The 14,117-nt window shown below is 60.6% G+C and carries 16 protein-coding genes; 9 read left to right on the top strand and 7 right to left on the bottom strand.

The window, feature by feature from the left end:
- Positions 1 to 2: 2 nt before the first annotated feature.
- The 6 genes from rplQ to ACYJRZ_RS12220 all read left to right on the top strand — a co-directional run bounded on the left by rplQ (position 3) and on the right by ACYJRZ_RS12220 (position 4,832).
- Entirely contained in the window at positions 3 to 425 is a 423-nt protein-coding gene (rplQ, locus tag ACYJRZ_RS12245) for a 50S ribosomal protein L17 (RefSeq protein WP_015339614.1), read from the top strand.
- Positions 426 to 595: 170 nt separating this feature from the next.
- Positions 596 to 1,006 carry a ribosomal maturation YjgA family protein gene (locus ACYJRZ_RS12240; protein ID WP_459459200.1) on the top strand — a complete coding sequence of 137 codons (411 nt, stop codon included), beginning with the start codon at positions 596 to 598 and terminating at the stop codon, positions 1,004 to 1,006.
- Between the two features lie 185 nt (positions 1,007 to 1,191).
- Entirely contained in the window at positions 1,192 to 1,662 is a 471-nt protein-coding gene (locus ACYJRZ_RS12235; RefSeq protein WP_459459199.1) for a MarR family winged helix-turn-helix transcriptional regulator, read from the top strand.
- A complete protein-coding gene (locus ACYJRZ_RS12230) occupies positions 1,659 to 3,731 on the top strand; it encodes an FUSC family protein (RefSeq protein ID WP_459459198.1) in 2,073 nt (690 codons plus the stop codon). Before ACYJRZ_RS12235 ends, ACYJRZ_RS12230 begins: the two co-directional genes overlap by 4 nt.
- Positions 3,732 to 3,735: 4 nt before the next feature.
- Positions 3,736 to 3,945, top strand: a complete 210-nt coding sequence (locus tag ACYJRZ_RS12225) for a DUF1656 domain-containing protein (RefSeq protein ID WP_015339618.1) — start codon at positions 3,736 to 3,738, stop codon at positions 3,943 to 3,945.
- On the top strand, positions 3,942 to 4,832 hold the full coding sequence (locus tag ACYJRZ_RS12220; RefSeq protein ID WP_459459197.1) for an efflux RND transporter periplasmic adaptor subunit: 891 nt from the start codon (positions 3,942 to 3,944) through the stop codon (positions 4,830 to 4,832). The genes ACYJRZ_RS12225 and ACYJRZ_RS12220 overlap by 4 nt, the downstream gene beginning before the upstream one ends.
- A 29-nt stretch (positions 4,833 to 4,861) precedes the next feature.
- Here ACYJRZ_RS12220 and msrQ read toward each other — a convergent pair whose 3' ends face one another.
- Together msrQ and msrP are read right to left on the bottom strand one after the other, a co-directional pair.
- A complete protein-coding gene (gene msrQ / locus ACYJRZ_RS12215; RefSeq protein WP_459459597.1) occupies positions 4,862 to 5,518 on the bottom strand; it encodes a protein-methionine-sulfoxide reductase heme-binding subunit MsrQ in 657 nt (218 codons plus the stop codon).
- Positions 5,515 to 6,465: a protein-methionine-sulfoxide reductase catalytic subunit MsrP gene (gene msrP / locus ACYJRZ_RS12210; RefSeq protein WP_459459196.1), complete on the bottom strand. Its 951-nt coding sequence runs from the start codon at positions 6,463 to 6,465 to the stop codon at positions 5,515 to 5,517. The genes msrQ and msrP overlap by 4 nt, the downstream gene beginning before the upstream one ends.
- 338 nt (positions 6,466 to 6,803) lie before the next feature.
- Here msrP and ilvD point away from each other — a divergent pair, with 338 nt between their 5' ends.
- The gene (ilvD, locus tag ACYJRZ_RS12205) at positions 6,804 to 8,642 is read left to right on the top strand and encodes a dihydroxy-acid dehydratase (protein ID WP_459459195.1); all 1,839 of its coding nucleotides are present in this window, start codon (positions 6,804 to 6,806) and stop codon (positions 8,640 to 8,642) included.
- 213 nt (positions 8,643 to 8,855) lie between these two features.
- Here the strand turns inward: ilvD and ACYJRZ_RS12200 are convergent, their stop codons facing one another.
- Positions 8,856 to 9,203, bottom strand: coding sequence for a lysozyme inhibitor LprI family protein (locus tag ACYJRZ_RS12200; protein ID WP_459459194.1), 348 nt, complete (start codon positions 9,201 to 9,203; stop codon positions 8,856 to 8,858).
- A gap of 173 nt (positions 9,204 to 9,376) precedes the next feature.
- On the opposite strand from ACYJRZ_RS12200, the gene ACYJRZ_RS12195 reads away from it, so the two are divergent.
- Together ACYJRZ_RS12195 and ACYJRZ_RS12190 are read left to right on the top strand one after the other, a co-directional pair.
- A complete protein-coding gene (locus ACYJRZ_RS12195) occupies positions 9,377 to 10,780 on the top strand; it encodes a DegQ family serine endoprotease (RefSeq protein WP_459459193.1) in 1,404 nt (467 codons plus the stop codon).
- Positions 10,777 to 12,093, top strand: a complete 1,317-nt coding sequence (locus ACYJRZ_RS12190) for a replication-associated recombination protein A (protein ID WP_459459192.1) — start codon at positions 10,777 to 10,779, stop codon at positions 12,091 to 12,093. The genes ACYJRZ_RS12195 and ACYJRZ_RS12190 overlap by 4 nt, the downstream gene beginning before the upstream one ends.
- Before the next feature lie 32 nt (positions 12,094 to 12,125).
- On the opposite strand, the gene ACYJRZ_RS12185 is transcribed toward ACYJRZ_RS12190, so the two are convergent.
- From ACYJRZ_RS12185 to dapA, 4 genes are all read right to left on the bottom strand, one after another.
- Complete coding sequence (locus ACYJRZ_RS12185; protein WP_459459191.1) at positions 12,126 to 12,434, bottom strand: DUF1883 domain-containing protein; 309 nt, start codon at positions 12,432 to 12,434, stop codon at positions 12,126 to 12,128.
- A gap of 96 nt (positions 12,435 to 12,530) precedes the next feature.
- Entirely contained in the window at positions 12,531 to 12,800 is a 270-nt protein-coding gene (locus ACYJRZ_RS12180; protein ID WP_459459190.1) for a hypothetical protein, read from the bottom strand.
- A 32-nt stretch (positions 12,801 to 12,832) separates the two neighbouring features.
- A complete protein-coding gene (locus ACYJRZ_RS12175; protein ID WP_459459189.1) occupies positions 12,833 to 13,030 on the bottom strand; it encodes a hypothetical protein in 198 nt (65 codons plus the stop codon).
- Between the two features lie 141 nt (positions 13,031 to 13,171).
- Positions 13,172 to 14,113: a 4-hydroxy-tetrahydrodipicolinate synthase gene (gene dapA, locus ACYJRZ_RS12170; protein WP_459459188.1), complete on the bottom strand. Its 942-nt coding sequence runs from the start codon at positions 14,111 to 14,113 to the stop codon at positions 13,172 to 13,174.
- Positions 14,114 to 14,117: the final 4 nt, after the last annotated feature.

The raw sequence follows: 14,117 nt of genomic DNA, 5'->3' as shown, positions 1-14,117 counted from the left end.
CCATGCGCCACGGTAAAGCCGGCCGCAAGCTGAATAGAACCGCTAGCCACCGTAAGGCGATGTTCGCCAACATGGCGGCTTCGCTCATCACCCATGAGCAGATCGTCACCACGCTCCCGAAGGCGAAGGAAATTCGCCCGATCGTTGAGAAGCTGGTAACCCTCGGCAAGCGCGGCGACCTGCACGCTCGTCGTCAGGCCATCTCGCAGATCCGCGACGCTGCTGTCGTTTCGAAGCTGTTCGATGCGATTGCAACCCGCTACGCTACCCGCAACGGCGGCTACCTGCGTATCATGAAGGCTGGCTTCCGCCAGGGCGACAATGCCGCTCTCGCAGTTGTCGAGTTTGTCGATCGCGACGTCAATGCCAAGGGCGCAGCCGACAAGGCCCGCGTTGCCGCTGAAGAAGAAGCCGCAGCCGCTTAAGGCTAGGCTTTGGATAAAATATCAAAGGCCGGATGAGCGATCATCCGGCCTTTTGCCGTTTCTGCTACGGGAGCGGCCTTTCAATCTCCCTGATTGCTTTGGAGTATCACAATCAGCCTTGCTGAGTCGCAGGCGGCTCAGGTGCATCAGGGCAGGGAGCGTCGTGGGACATGCAGCGAAAATTGACGCGTGACAGACTGCTTCTGTTCGTGGCGCTGATGGTGACCATCGCCGCCGGTCTTGCGTTGCGGCGCTATGGCTATGCGCTCAACCTGCCTTTCGCGATCGTCAAATATGGCGGCTCGTTATTGTGGGGAGCGATGGTCTATTGGCTCCTGGCTGCAATATTCGTGTCGCAGGGGCGTTTCAGGATTGCCGTGGCGGCGCTGTTTATCGCGGTCGCCGTAGAACTTTTCAGGCTTTGGCACACGCCTGATCTCGATGCCTTTCGATTGACGGCCGCCGGAGCCCTGTTGCTGGGCAGGGTATTCTCGCTCTGGAACATCGCCGCCTATGCCGCCGGCATTGCGCTGGCGCTGGCGCTTCATCGCGTCCTGTCCGGGGCGAAGCGCTCAGTTTGATGTTTGCCCAACTCCTATCTCGGCGTCGATCGTCACCGAGTGACTCACTAGGACATCGCTCGCTTGCGATCCCTGCCGGTTACAGCTGCGCCTTCCGATACTCGCATAGCTGCATTTCGCATTTCATATAGCACTTTCGACAATAATAATTTGAATCCTAATTAGTTTAGTGCTAATAGGTTCTCATGAACTCGTCAAACGCCCTACAACGCATATTCACCGCCAATCTGCTGACCACCGGCCGCCAATGGCGCCGGGCCGTCGATCTCGCGCTGAGCTCCCATGGCATATCTGAGGCCGTGGCCGCGCCGCTGCTTTGGATCGGCCGCCTGGGGGGAGGCGTGCGGCAGGTGGTGCTCGCCACATATGTCGGTATCGAAGGCCCGTCTCTGGTTCGGCTGATCGATCAACTCGAAAGCATGGATCTTGTCATCCGCAAGGATGATCCGACGGATCGGCGCGCGAAAGGTCTGTGGCTGACGCCGGAAGGCGAAAAGCTGGCTTCCCGCATGGAAGACGTACTTGATGAGCTGCGTAGCAGGATCCTCGCCAATATTGACCCCGCGGATATCGAAGCTGCGGTTCGCGTCCTGAAGGCTTTCGAGGAGTTTGAGGCATCCAAGGCCGTCGAACCGGAGCCGGAGAAGGTCTCATGAGCATTCCATCCTGGCGCGAGTGGCTATTTTCCATCAAAGCCTTCATGGCTGCGATCATGGCGTTGTTCCTCGCCTTGTCGCTCGATCTGCCGCGTCCCTATTGGGCGATGGCCGCTGTTTATGTGGTCGCCAATCCTCTTGCCGGCGCAACCAGCTCCAAGGGGCTTTACCGCGCGCTCGGCACGCTTATCGGTGCCACCGCATCGGTGATCCTCATCCCGCTCTTCGTCAACGCGCCGGAGCTGCTTTCGATCGTTGTTGCGCTGTGGACCGGCACCTTGCTGTTCATCTCGATGCTCGATCGCACGTCGCGCAGCTATGTCTTCATGCTGGCTGGCTATACGTTGCCGCTGATCGCGCTGCCGACCGTCGGCTCGCCCGAAACCATTTTCGATGTCGCGCTTGCTCGCTCTGAGGAGATTATTATCGGCATCGTCTGTGCGAGCGTGGTCAGCGCCGTCGTCTTTCCGAGCAGCGTCGGCACTGTTCTCGGACAGCGCATAGGTTCCTGGCTGGACGACGCCGGCACCTGGGCCGACGAGATCCTGCGCGGCGAGGGCGCTTCACCCGCAACGCCTTTGAAGCGACAGAAGCTTGCTGCTGACGTTTCCGGCCTGGATCTGGTCATCAGCCAGTTGCGCTATGATGCCGGCAGCCGCGATATCGTCAGGCATTCGCGCGAGCTGCGTGGCCGCCTGCTGATGCTGCTGCCGCTCTTCTCCTCCCTTGCCGATCGCCTGCACGCCTTGAAGGCCGGTGGCAAGCCGCTACCGCAGGAGCTGGTCGTTGTTTTGAACGAGGTGGCCGATTGGCTGGGGCAGGGTGGTCGCGGCAAGGCCGACGAGACCGCTGAGACCTTGTCGCGGAAGATCGAGGAGTTGCAGGAGAACGACCTCGATATCGGCTGGGATGATCTCGTCCGGTCGAGCGCTCTCGCTCGCCTCAAAGAAATCGTCGATTTGTGGCAGGATTGCTTGGCGCTGCGCGCCCAGATCGTCTCGGGACAGCAGGTCGGCACCTGGCGCCCCGCCTTTCGCTATCGCAATGTCGTCGGTCGCAGCAGGCATTACGATTACGCCCTTCTGGCCTTCTCAGCCGGTAGCGTTATCGCCGGAATTGCCGTTGCCTGCTTCTTCTGGATCTATTCCGGCTGGGCGGATGGTGCCGGCTTCATAGCCATGGTGGCGGTTGCCTGCTCGTTTTTCGCCGCGCTCGATCGTCCCGCGCCCTTCATCACCACCATGTTCATCTGGACTGCGGTGAGCCTGGTCATCGCCTGTGTCTATATCTTCGGCGTATTGCCGTCTATTTCCGGCTTCGAGATGCTGGTGCTGGTCTTTGCGCCGCCCTTCCTGGTGATGGGGCTGCTGATTACCCGCCCGCAGACCAACATGCTCGGTATGCTGCTAGCTGTAAACGGCGCAAGTTTCATCGCGCTGCAGGATCGTTACGCCGCCGATTTCGCCAGCTTCACCAACAGTGCGATCGCCGCTCTGGCCGGTGTCGGCTTCGCCTTGGTCTGGACTTTGCTTACCCGCCCATTCGGCTCCGAGCTTGCCGCCTGGCGGCTGGTGCGGGCCGGCTGGAGAGATCTGGCCGAAACTGCCGCCGGCATCCGCCGCGCCGATCATGAACGCCTCTCCGCCCGCATCCTCGATCGCCTGGGCCAACTCGTGCCCCGGCTTGCAGGCATCGAGGACCGCGAACTGAAAAAGGTCGACGGTTACGCCGATGTCCGTCTCGGCTTCAACGTGCTGATGCTTCAGAAGGAGCGTGGCCAGCTGAAGCCGGCTGCCGCTGCATCCGTCAGCGAAGTCCTGATCGGCGTATCGGATTTCTATCGTTCGCGCCTGAAGGCAAAACGGGCCGTGGATCCGGCCGACGACCTGCGTGTGTCGATCGACCACAGCCTTGAAGCCGTTGCACAGGAAAAACGGCAATCCGGTCGGGCGAGCCTTGATGCGCTCGTCGGTCTTCGCCGCGCACTCTTTCCGCATGCCGAGCCGCCGGCGAGCTGGCGGCCACCTGTAGCGGATACAGCCCAACCTCATTCCATTGCCGCCGAGTAATATCATGCCCGCAGAATTCGATCTCTATGGCGTTTATATCCCGCGCCTTCTCGTTCTTATGCTCCTGACGCTGTTTGTCGTCATCATCCTTCGACGCCTGCTCGCATGGATCGGAGTCTATACTCTGGTCTGGCATCGCGGTCTCTTCGATCTTGCGCTTTACGTCCTGCTGCTTGGCGCCGTCTCCTCAGTCTCTCGTTGGTACTTCACATGAACGCGTTAAAACTCATCGGCCGCGTGGCCGTCACTCTCATCTTCGTCGCCGCCGCTGTCTATGTCGGCCGTCACCTCTGGGGCCATTACATGGATGAACCGTGGACGCGCGATGCGCGCCTGAGGGCCGATGTCGTCGGTATCGCGCCTGACGTCTCCGGCTTGGTGAGCGAGGTCCTCGTCAAGGATAATCAGACGGTCAAGAAGGGCGATATCCTCTTCCGCGTCGATCGCGATCGTTTCGCCATCGCTCTCGAACAGGCGGATGCTGCCCTTGTCAGCAGCAAGGCGGCTCTCGAGCAGGCTCAGCGCGAAAGCGCGCGTCAGGCGCGCCTTGGTGATGCCGCTTCCCTGCAGCAGAAGGAGCAGGCACTGACCACCGTGCAGCAGGATGAAGCCGCCGTTCGTCAGGCAACCGCCAATCGCGAACTCGCCCAGCTCAATCTCGACCGCTCCGAGGTTCGCGCCACCGTCAACGGCACGATCTCGAACCTCAGCCTGCGTCCGGGTGACTATGTTTCCGCCGGCACTGCCAAGGTGGCTCTGATCGACAGCGATTCCCTGCGTGTCGAAGGCTATTTCGAGGAAACCAAGCTGCCGCGTATCCATGTCGGCGACGAGGTCCATATCCACCTGATGGGGCAGACCGAGAAGCTGACCGGCCATGTCGAGAGCATCGCCTATGGCATCGAGGACCGCGAGCGTACCTCCGGCAGCCTGCTTGCCAACATCACGCCGACCTTCAGCTGGGTGCGTCTGGCACAGCGCGTACCGGTGCGCATCGCGCTCGACAAGGTTCCCGAAGGCACGAAGCTGATCGCCGGCCTGACGGCGACCGTTGATGTGCAGGAGCAGGGCCAAGCGAAGATCGCCAGCGCTGCCGAATAACTCTCGCTTGAAAGATAGAGCGGCCGTTCTCAGGCCGCTCTGGAACTGGAGGCCGCAGCCGGCTTGCGTGCTGCCCGTCGCCTTTCCATCATGATCGGCCGGTAGGATCTGTAGAGAATCATCGCGATCAGCAGGCCGATATAGACGAACTGCTCCACGGACAGCACCTTAGTCGATAGCGCAAAGTGCAGAGCACCGCAGGCAGCGATGATATAGACGAGGCGATGCAGCCAGATCCATTTCTTGCCGAGACGCTTGATCGAGAAATTGTTCGAGGTCACAGCCAAGGCCAGCAGCATGACAAGCCCCGCCATGCCGAACATGATGAAGGGCCGCTTCAGCACGTCGTCGATGACGGCCTGTACATCCAGCGCCTGGTCGAGGACCATATAGACGGTCAGATGCATCAATGCGTAATAGAAACAGAGCAGGCCGAGCGCGCGGCGATAGCGCAGATAGTTCCAGCTGAAGAGATCGCGAAGCGGCGTGACAGCAAGCGTCAGCAGCAGGAAGCGGATCGCCCACAGTCCCAGGAAGAGCTCGAATGTCTTCACCGCGTCGGCGCCGAGCTGATCCGTCGCGCCGAGATAGAATTCCCAAGCCGCCGGTAAAAGCCCGACACAGTAGAGCGCCCAGACGGAGGCGGGCTGCCAGCGCCTGGGAAGAGCGAAGGAGAGGGCCATCAGAAGTTCACCCTGAGATCCATGCCGCTATAGAGGCTGGCGACCTGATCGGCATAGCCGTTGAAGGGCAGGGTGGGGTGGCGGTTGGAGCCGAAGAAGCCGCCTTCGCCGATGCGCCGTTCCGTCGCCTGGCTCCAGCGCGGATGATCGACGGCCGGATTGACGTTGGCGTAGAAGCCATATTCCTGGCTGTTGGTTGCCTGCCATGTGTTCAGCGGCTGTTTGTCGGTGAGCGTGATGCGGACGATCGACTTGATCCCTTTGAAGCCATATTTCCACGGCACGACGAGCCGTATTGGTGCGCCATTCTGGTTCGGCAGGGTCTCGCCATAGAGGCCGACGGCAAGCAGCGTCAGCGGGTTGCGTGCCTCGTCCAGGCGCAGGCCCTCGACATAGGGCCAGTTCAGGGATTGCAGGAGGCCCGATTGCCCGGGCATTTCTTCCGGCCGCACCACGGTCTCGAAGGCAACATATTTGGCGCTGCCCTGTGGTTCTACCTTGTCGAGCAGGGCGGAAAGCTGGAAGCCGTCCCAGGGAATGACCATCGACCAGGCTTCCACGCAGCGCATGCGATAGACGCGCTCCTCCGGCGGAAATTCCTTGATCAGCGCATCGATATCGAATGTGCCTGGCTTATTGACCATGCCATCGACCTTGACTGTCCAGGGACGCGGCTTGAACTTGCCCGAGAGGCTGGCCGGATCGGACTTGTCGAGGCCGAATTCGTAGAAATTGTTATAGGTGGTGACGTCCTTGAGCGGCGTCAGTTTCTCATCGACCGCATAATTGCTCTTGGTCGCCGTCAGCGCCTCGGCCAGCGCCGTCTTGCCGCCGATAGCCGCCATGCCGACGCCGGCCGCTGCGGCCGTCAGGAACTCGCGCCGCTTCAGATAGATCGAGCGGGGTGTAATCTCGGAGGATGCGATTTTCGGCGGGCGATAGGCGGTCATGGAGCAATTCCTCTATGCGATAGCAGCTTCGATATGAGCGATACGCAACGGACACGGGTTTTGTTACACTCTTAGGCCGGCATTTCTTTGGAAGTGAAAGCAACTTTTTGTGTGCGCTTGTGATCGGGCTGCTTCATTCCCAATTGTGGTCGTAGGCCCTGCTTGCCCGAACGCGGCCCTTGCCTGGCAGCGTACCGGATTCGCTAGAGTTGATAGTGACAGTATTGCCCGATTGGATTAGGACAATTCCAAAAAGCGGAGTTGCCGGCGCTCTTTGGCCTGAAACCCTTGGCGGATGACCGACACCGCGCAAATTCCAGGATGACGAGGAAGACATCATGCCAGCTTATCGTTCCAGAACAACCACCCACGGCCGCAATATGGCCGGTGCGCGCGGCCTTTGGCGTGCGACGGGTATGAAGGACGGCGATTTCGGCAAGCCTATCATTGCGGTGGTCAACTCCTTCACCCAGTTCGTGCCTGGCCACGTCCACCTCAAGGATCTCGGCCAGCTCGTCGCACGTGAAATCGAGGCGGCCGGCGGCGTTGCCAAGGAATTCAACACCATCGCCGTCGATGACGGTATCGCCATGGGCCATGATGGCATGCTCTATTCGTTGCCGTCGCGCGAGCTGATCGCCGACAGCGTCGAATACATGGTCAACGCCCATTGCGCCGACGCCATGGTCTGCATCTCCAACTGCGACAAGATCACCCCCGGCATGCTGATGGCTTCGTTGCGCCTGAATATTCCAACGGTCTTCGTGTCCGGCGGCCCGATGGAGGCCGGCAAGGTCGTCCTGCATGGCAAGAAGCATGCGCTCGATCTGGTCGACGCCATGGTTGCCGCTGCCGACGACAAGATCAGCGATGAGGATGTCCAGGTCATCGAGCGCTCCGCCTGTCCGACCTGCGGCTCGTGCTCGGGCATGTTCACGGCCAATTCCATGAACTGCCTGACCGAAGCGCTTGGCCTGTCGCTGCCGGGCAACGGCTCGACGCTCGCCACTCACGCCGATCGCAAGCGCCTCTTCGTCGAAGCCGGCCACCTGATCGTCGATCTCGCCCGCCGTTATTATGAGCAGGACGATGCGTCCATCCTGCCGCGCTCCGTTGCATCGAAGAAGGCCTTCGAGAATGCCATGGCGCTGGATATCGCCATGGGTGGCTCGACGAACACGGTTCTGCACATCCTAGCCGCCGCGCATGAGGGCGAAGTCGATTTCACCATGGCCGACATTGATGCGCTCTCGCGCCGCGTACCATGCCTCTCCAAGGTCGCGCCGGCCAAGAGCGACGTCCACATGGAAGACGTACACCGCGCCGGCGGCATCATGTCGATCCTCGGTGAGCTCGATAAGGGCGGCCTGATCAACCGCGATTGCCCGACGGTTCACGCCGAAACGCTCGGTGACGCCATCGATCGCTGGGACATCACCCGCACCAATAGCGAAAGCGTGCGCGAATTCTTCCGCGCGGCTCCCGGCGGCATTCCGACCCAGGTTGCCTTCAGCCAGAACGCCCGCTGGGAAGAACTCGATACCGATCGCGAGAAGGGCGTCATCCGTTCCGTCGAGCATCCCTTTTCCAAGGATGGCGGTCTTGCCGTCCTCAAGGGCAATCTCGCGCTCGATGGCTGCATCGTGAAGACGGCCGGCGTCGATGAATCGATCCTGAAGTTCTCCGGCCCCGCTAGGGTCTTCGAAAGCCAGGACGCATCCGTCAAGGCGATCCTCAGCAACGAGATCAAGGCCGGCGACGTCGTCGTCATCCGCTACGAAGGCCCGAAGGGCGGCCCCGGCATGCAGGAGATGCTCTATCCGACGAGCTACCTGAAGTCGAAGGGCCTCGGCAAGGCCTGCGCGCTGATCACCGACGGCCGCTTCTCCGGCGGCACCTCGGGCCTCTCGATCGGCCACGTTTCGCCTGAGGCTGCCAATGGTGGAACGATCGGCCTGGTCCGCGAAGGCGACATGATCGACATCGACATCCCGAACCGCATCATCAGCCTGCGAGTCGACGAAAAGGAACTTGCCGCTCGCCGCGAAGCCCAGAACGCCAAGGGTTGGCATCCGGCCGAAGTGCGCAAGCGCAACGTCACCACAGCGTTGAAGGCCTATGCAGCTTTCGCAACCAGTGCTGACCGCGGCGCCGTCCGTGATCTGGGCGGGAAGTAACTAGACCCCTTCACCCCGCGCAGCGGGGAGAAGGTGGACTCGAGCGGTCGAGCATAGCTCGGCTGCGAGAGGACGGTTGAGCGGCTTTTCGAGCTTCATCGCAACGGCGGCGTTTGCCTGTTCCTGCGCTTGCCACTCACCCTAGCCCTCTCCCCGCTGGCGGGGCGAGGGGACTTGTTGAGGCAAGCCTCTAAATCACAGCAAACCAAGCTCTTACAGCGGCCGATTGATCTGCTTGTAGGTGTCGTTCAGCACCTTCAGGCGCTCCTCATAGGACGTCTTCAAGCAGGCGATATCCGCCTCGCAAGCCTGCCGCTTCTTCAGCCATTCCGTCTGCTGGTCCTGCATCGTGCCCCGCGCACCCATGGCAAGCAGCCCTGAGAGCAGGTCGAAGGTCGTCACCATTTTCACGTCCGCATCGTTAAGGGCGCGAACGTCGCAGATCGTCTTCTCGTCCGGCTTCAGGTTCTGCGCCTCGCAATCGAAGCTGGCAGCATGAGAGGCGCCGGCCATGCCTAGCGAGACGAGGAACGTGGCGGCGGCAAGATGGATCAATCGCATATGTGGCTCCCTTTGACGATTCCCAACGCGAAATGCATGACAGCATGTTTTTGTTCGGCGAGCCTGTTTTTTATCGTCGCCAACTTCCATTTATGCTTCATGGTTCCGCCCTCTTTTCTTTCTAGCGTCGGGCGCTACAACGTTGTTTAAAGAGAATTAAAAAGGGAAATTTCATGAACCTCCTCCTGAAGCGCACTGCCGTTTCGATGATTGCCCTCGTCATGGCGATGCCGCTTTCCGCTGAGGCTCAGACGGCGAAGACGCTGCCGGAAAGCAAGATGCAGATGCAGCTCTCCTTCGCCCCGCTGGTCAAGCAGACCTCTGGCGCCGTGGTGAATGTCTATGCCGAGCGCGTGGTTCAGCGTCAGTCGCCGTTTGCCGGCGATCCCTTCTTCGAGCAGTTTTTCGGTCAACGCATGCCGAATCGCACCGAGAAGCAGTCGTCGCTGGGTTCGGGCGTGATCGTGGAGGCGAATGGCACTGTCATCACCAATAACCACGTCGTCGACGGCGCTGACGATATCAAGATCGCGCTTTCGGACGGCCGCGAATTTCCCTGTAAGGTCGTGCTGAAGGACGATCGTGTGGACCTCGCCGTCCTGAAAATCCAGTCGAAGAACGAGACTTTCCCGATTCTGCCGCTCGGCAATTCCGATGGCATCGAGGTCGGCGATCTCGTGCTCGCGATCGGCAATCCCTTCGGCGTGGGACAGACGGTGACGAGCGGTATCGTCTCGGCGCTCGCCCGCAATCAGGTCAAGAACGAGGTCGGCTTCTTCATTCAGACCGATGCCTCGATCAATCCCGGCAATTCCGGCGGCGCGCTCGTCAACATGACCGGCGAGCTGATTGGGCTGAATACGGCGATCTTCTCCCAGGGCGGCGGCTCCAACGGTATCGGCTTTGCCATTCCTGCCAATCTGGTCAAGGTTTTCCTCGCTGCTGCCGATCGTGGCGACAAGGCCTTCGAGCGCCCCTATATCGGCGCTACTTTCGAGCCGGTGACATCGGACGTCGCCGAAGCGCTCGGTCTTGACAAGGTACGTGGTGCGCTTGTCACCAAGGTGGTCGATGGCGGGCCTGCGGCCAAGGCCGGCCTCAAGCCTGGCGAGGTGATTACAGCCCTGAACAACATTTCCATCGAGCATCCCGATGCGCTCGGTTATCGCCTTACGACGGCTGGCCTTGGTGCGACGGTGGCATTGACGGTGCTCGACAATGGGAAGGAGCATCAGGCCACGATGACGCTCGCCGCAGCGCCCGAATCCACGCCGCGTGACGAGCGGGTGATCGAGGGTAACAATCCCTTCTCCGGCGCGACCGTTGCCAATCTTTCGCCGCGGGTTGCCGATGATCTGCATATGCCGCCGGATTCCACAGGTGTCGTCATCGAAAGCCTGAAGCCGAATTCGCCCGCCGACCGGCTTGGATTTGCCGCCCGCGATATCGTCATTTCCATCAACGGAGTCGCGATCAACACGACGGAAATCCTTCAGAAGACCCTCACGTCAAACCCAAGCTTCTGGCGCGTCGAGATCGAGCGTGACGGCCAGCGTATCAGGCAGTTCTTCCGATGAGCGATGACCTGTTTGCACCGCGGATACCGGAGGAGGTCGCCAACAAGCGGCCTCTGGCCGATCGCCTGCGGCCGCAAACACTTGCCGAAGTCACCGGTCAGGAACATCTGACCGGCGAGGACGGCGTGCTGCGCCGGATGATCGAGGCGGGCTCGTTGGGATCGATGATATTCTGGGGGCCACCGGGCACGGGCAAGACGACGGTTGCTCGCCTGCTGTCGGGAGAAGCCGGTCTCGCCTTCGAGCAGATTTCGGCGATTTTCTCCGGTGTTGCCGATCTGAAGAAGGTCTTCGAGGCGGCAAGGCTGCGCCGCATGGATGGCCGCCAGACCCTGCTGTTCGTCGACGAGATCCATCGTTTCAATCGCGCCCAGCAGGATAGCTTCCTGCCAGTCATGGAAGATGGCACCGTCATTCTTGTCGGGGCGACGACGGAGAACCCCTCTTTCGAGCTCAACGCCGCTCTTCTCTCCCGCGCTCGTGTGCTGACGTTCCGTTCGCATGACGAGGAAAGCCTGGAAGAGCTGTTGCGCCGCGCCGAAACGGTGGAAGGCAAGTCGCTGCCGTTGACGGAGGATGCCCGCGCCAGTCTGATCCGCATGGCCGACGGCGATGGCCGTTCGGTGCTGACGCTGGCCGAAGAGGTCTGGCGCGCTGCGCGCAAGGACGAGCTTTTCGATCCCGACATGCTGGTCAAGATCGTCCAGCGCCGCGCGCCCGTATATGACAAGGCGCAGGATGGTCACTACAATCTGATATCGGCGCTGCATAAGTCGGTACGCGGTTCCGATCCGGATGCGGCACTCTACTATCTCGCCCGCATGTTCGATGCCGGCGAGGATCCGCTCTATCTCGGACGCCGGCTGGTGCGCATGGCGGTGGAGGATATCGGTCTTGCCGATCCTCAGGCGCTTGTCATCTGCAATGCTGCCAAGGACGCCTATGATTATCTCGGATCGCCGGAAGGCGAGCTGGCGCTGGCGCAGGCCTGCGTCTATCTCGCCACAGCGCCAAAATCCAATGCCGTCTACACGGCTTTTAAGGCCGCGACCCAGGCCGCCAAGCAGAACGGCTCGCTTCTGCCGCCCAAGCATATCCTCAATGCACCGACCAAGCTGATGCGCACGGAAGGCTATGGCGACGGCTATCGCTACGATCACGACGAGCCAGATGCCTTTTCAGGGCAGAATTACTTTCCGGAGAAGATGGGTCGCCAGACATTCTACGATCCGCCGGAGCGTGGTTTCGAACGTGAGATCCGCAAGCGGCTGGACTGGTGGTCGAAGCTGCGCAAGGAACGCGGCGAACGCTAGTCCATATATCACCTGACGGTGACGGCTTGCCGCTATGCTTTTTGCATGCGTGGAACGGTTATCCTGTCTACCATTTTGACGCTCGATTCCGGCAGGCTCTTATGACCTTCCATATCGACCACCAGATGCCAATGGCCGGCCTCCGGAATGACCAGCCGTATCGGCGATTTCTTTGCGACGCCGCCGAGAAACTGATGCTTGAGCGTCTCCGTGAAGCGCTCGAAATTCGAACTGTTCATCAGCCTGACATTGGCAATGGCCGACAGGGTGATTTCGATCACCGTTCCGGCGCGCTGCTCTTTGAGGTCGTAGTGGCTGTAGCGGAAGGCAGGCTTCGACATGGCTTTCTGTTCTTTGGATATCTGGCTGAAAGCTTACCTAAGGGCGGTTAAGGAAGCGTTCGGCGAGATGCTGTCGAAGCCCGCCAAAGGATCAATTCAGTGCAGATTGGACGCGGCTTGGACGAAGCCGTCCAGATCGAGGACAGCGCCTTCCGGCGCCAGGCAGATATCGGCCGGATTGTGGTTGCATTCTTCAGCTGCGAAGTGCAGGGCGGCTGCTTCATTGCGGAACAGGCCGCCAACGAGGCCTTGCCGGTCCTGAACGATCCAGCTGCCGCGTCGGTCACGGCCGATGATGAAGCGCGCCGAGGCCGGGGAAATCGCGCTGTGCGCCGAGTGGCGCTGAATATGCTGTGCGTTTGCCATTGTTATTTCCTCTTGGATCTCTTCGATTTCGCTCAGTGTCCGGTCAGGTGCAGGGCCATCTGCAGGGCGCCGGCGATCAGGAGGACAAGCCCGAGGCGCGGAGCGACAGAACGAAGCCCGTTCAGCAATGCGTCCGAGGAGATGGGCCGCTCGCTTCTTGCGAGGGTGGCCATGCGAGGGCGTTGGAGGGGATCGGCGGATAGGCCGGCATGCGTATGGCGTGACATCATGGTTCCTTTCAGTGTCACCGGCACCGCTGGTCCGATAAGACCATTTCCGGTGCTACGCTGCTAAATCTATAAGGGAGTTGCTAGGTTTTCCATTTGCCTGAAACGGCAAAAATGTAAAAATCTCATAGGGATGGAGCGATTTCACAATCCTGGGCGATAGGCATGGCGCGAGGCAAACCGGCCGCTTCCGTCGAGCTGAAACGGTGTGATTGCCGCCTGGATAGCCGCAGCCGTCTCGGTGCCGACACCGACCAATGGCAGGCGAACCTCCGCCTCGATGTCTCTCACCAGCGACAGGGCGTGCTTGACCGTCGCCGGCTCGCTTTCGCGGGCAAGCGCGCTGAACAATGGCTGCAACCGCTCGTCGATGGATTGTGCCGCGCCGACATTGCCGCAGGCAGCCGAATGCTGCATCGATTGAAAGAGCCGCGGAACGATATTGGCCGCTCCTGAGAAGCAGCCATGACCGCCCGCAGCCGTAAAGCCGAGTGCACTGGCGTCATTCGAGGTAAACAGGCCGAACCGCTCCGGCAAAAGAGGTCGCCAGAGATCGACGCGCGAGACATCGCAGCCGCCGTCCGCGATCCCGATAATCCCTCGAATTTCAGCAAGCCGCGCGACTGTTGCCGGAGCGAGATCGATTGCGGTATGCGCGGGCTGATTATGCACGATAATCGGCAGCTCGGTCTGCGCCGCCAGCTGCTCGAAATGGTGGACGATCCCTTTTTGCGTCGGCTTTGAGTAATAGGGCACCGTTACCAAGGCAGCATCGGCACCAAGGCGCTGCGCTTGTATCGTTTCCTTTATGGTCGTCGCCGTGTCGTTGGTTCCGGTCGCGACGATGATAGGCACCTTGTCTTCCGAAAGCTCGATGCAGATTTCGATGGCGCGAATGCGCTCAGCCTCCGTTAGCGCCGGGCCTTCGCCGGTCAGCGAACAGACGAGAAACCCGTCGATGCCGCTCAGCAGCTGCCACTCGATATGGGCCATCATGTCGATGCCATCGAAAACGCCGTCGCGAAAAGGTGTGACAAGGGCGGTGATCGCACCGCCGACACGCCTTCGAAAAGTCGGTCTACTCATGTCC

It is taken from the genome of Rhizobium sp. No.120 (genome assembly GCF_054558365.1).
The sequence above is the reverse complement of the archived record's forward strand: the minus strand, read 5'-3'. Positions and strand labels throughout refer to the sequence as shown.

Coding starts and splice junctions, on each gene's coding strand:
- rplQ (WP_015339614.1), top strand. CDS start 3: ATGCGCCACGGTAAAGCCGGCCGCAAGCTGAATAGAACCGCTAGCCAC.
- ACYJRZ_RS12240 (WP_459459200.1), top strand. CDS start 596: ATGCAGCGAAAATTGACGCGTGACAGACTGCTTCTGTTCGTGGCGCTG.
- ACYJRZ_RS12235 (WP_459459199.1), top strand. CDS start 1,192: ATGAACTCGTCAAACGCCCTACAACGCATATTCACCGCCAATCTGCTG.
- ACYJRZ_RS12230 (WP_459459198.1), top strand. CDS start 1,659: ATGAGCATTCCATCCTGGCGCGAGTGGCTATTTTCCATCAAAGCCTTC.
- ACYJRZ_RS12225 (WP_015339618.1), top strand. CDS start 3,736: ATGCCCGCAGAATTCGATCTCTATGGCGTTTATATCCCGCGCCTTCTC.
- ACYJRZ_RS12220 (WP_459459197.1), top strand. CDS start 3,942: ATGAACGCGTTAAAACTCATCGGCCGCGTGGCCGTCACTCTCATCTTC.
- msrP (WP_459459196.1), bottom strand. CDS start 6,465: ATGACCGCCTATCGCCCGCCGAAAATCGCATCCTCCGAGATTACACCC.
- ilvD (WP_459459195.1), top strand. CDS start 6,804: ATGCCAGCTTATCGTTCCAGAACAACCACCCACGGCCGCAATATGGCC.
- ACYJRZ_RS12200 (WP_459459194.1), bottom strand. CDS start 9,203: ATGCGATTGATCCATCTTGCCGCCGCCACGTTCCTCGTCTCGCTAGGC.
- ACYJRZ_RS12195 (WP_459459193.1), top strand. CDS start 9,377: ATGAACCTCCTCCTGAAGCGCACTGCCGTTTCGATGATTGCCCTCGTC.
- ACYJRZ_RS12190 (WP_459459192.1), top strand. CDS start 10,777: ATGAGCGATGACCTGTTTGCACCGCGGATACCGGAGGAGGTCGCCAAC.
- ACYJRZ_RS12185 (WP_459459191.1), bottom strand. CDS start 12,434: ATGTCGAAGCCTGCCTTCCGCTACAGCCACTACGACCTCAAAGAGCAG.
- ACYJRZ_RS12180 (WP_459459190.1), bottom strand. CDS start 12,800: ATGGCAAACGCACAGCATATTCAGCGCCACTCGGCGCACAGCGCGATT.
- ACYJRZ_RS12175 (WP_459459189.1), bottom strand. CDS start 13,030: ATGATGTCACGCCATACGCATGCCGGCCTATCCGCCGATCCCCTCCAA.
- dapA (WP_459459188.1), bottom strand. CDS start 14,113: ATGAGTAGACCGACTTTTCGAAGGCGTGTCGGCGGTGCGATCACCGCC.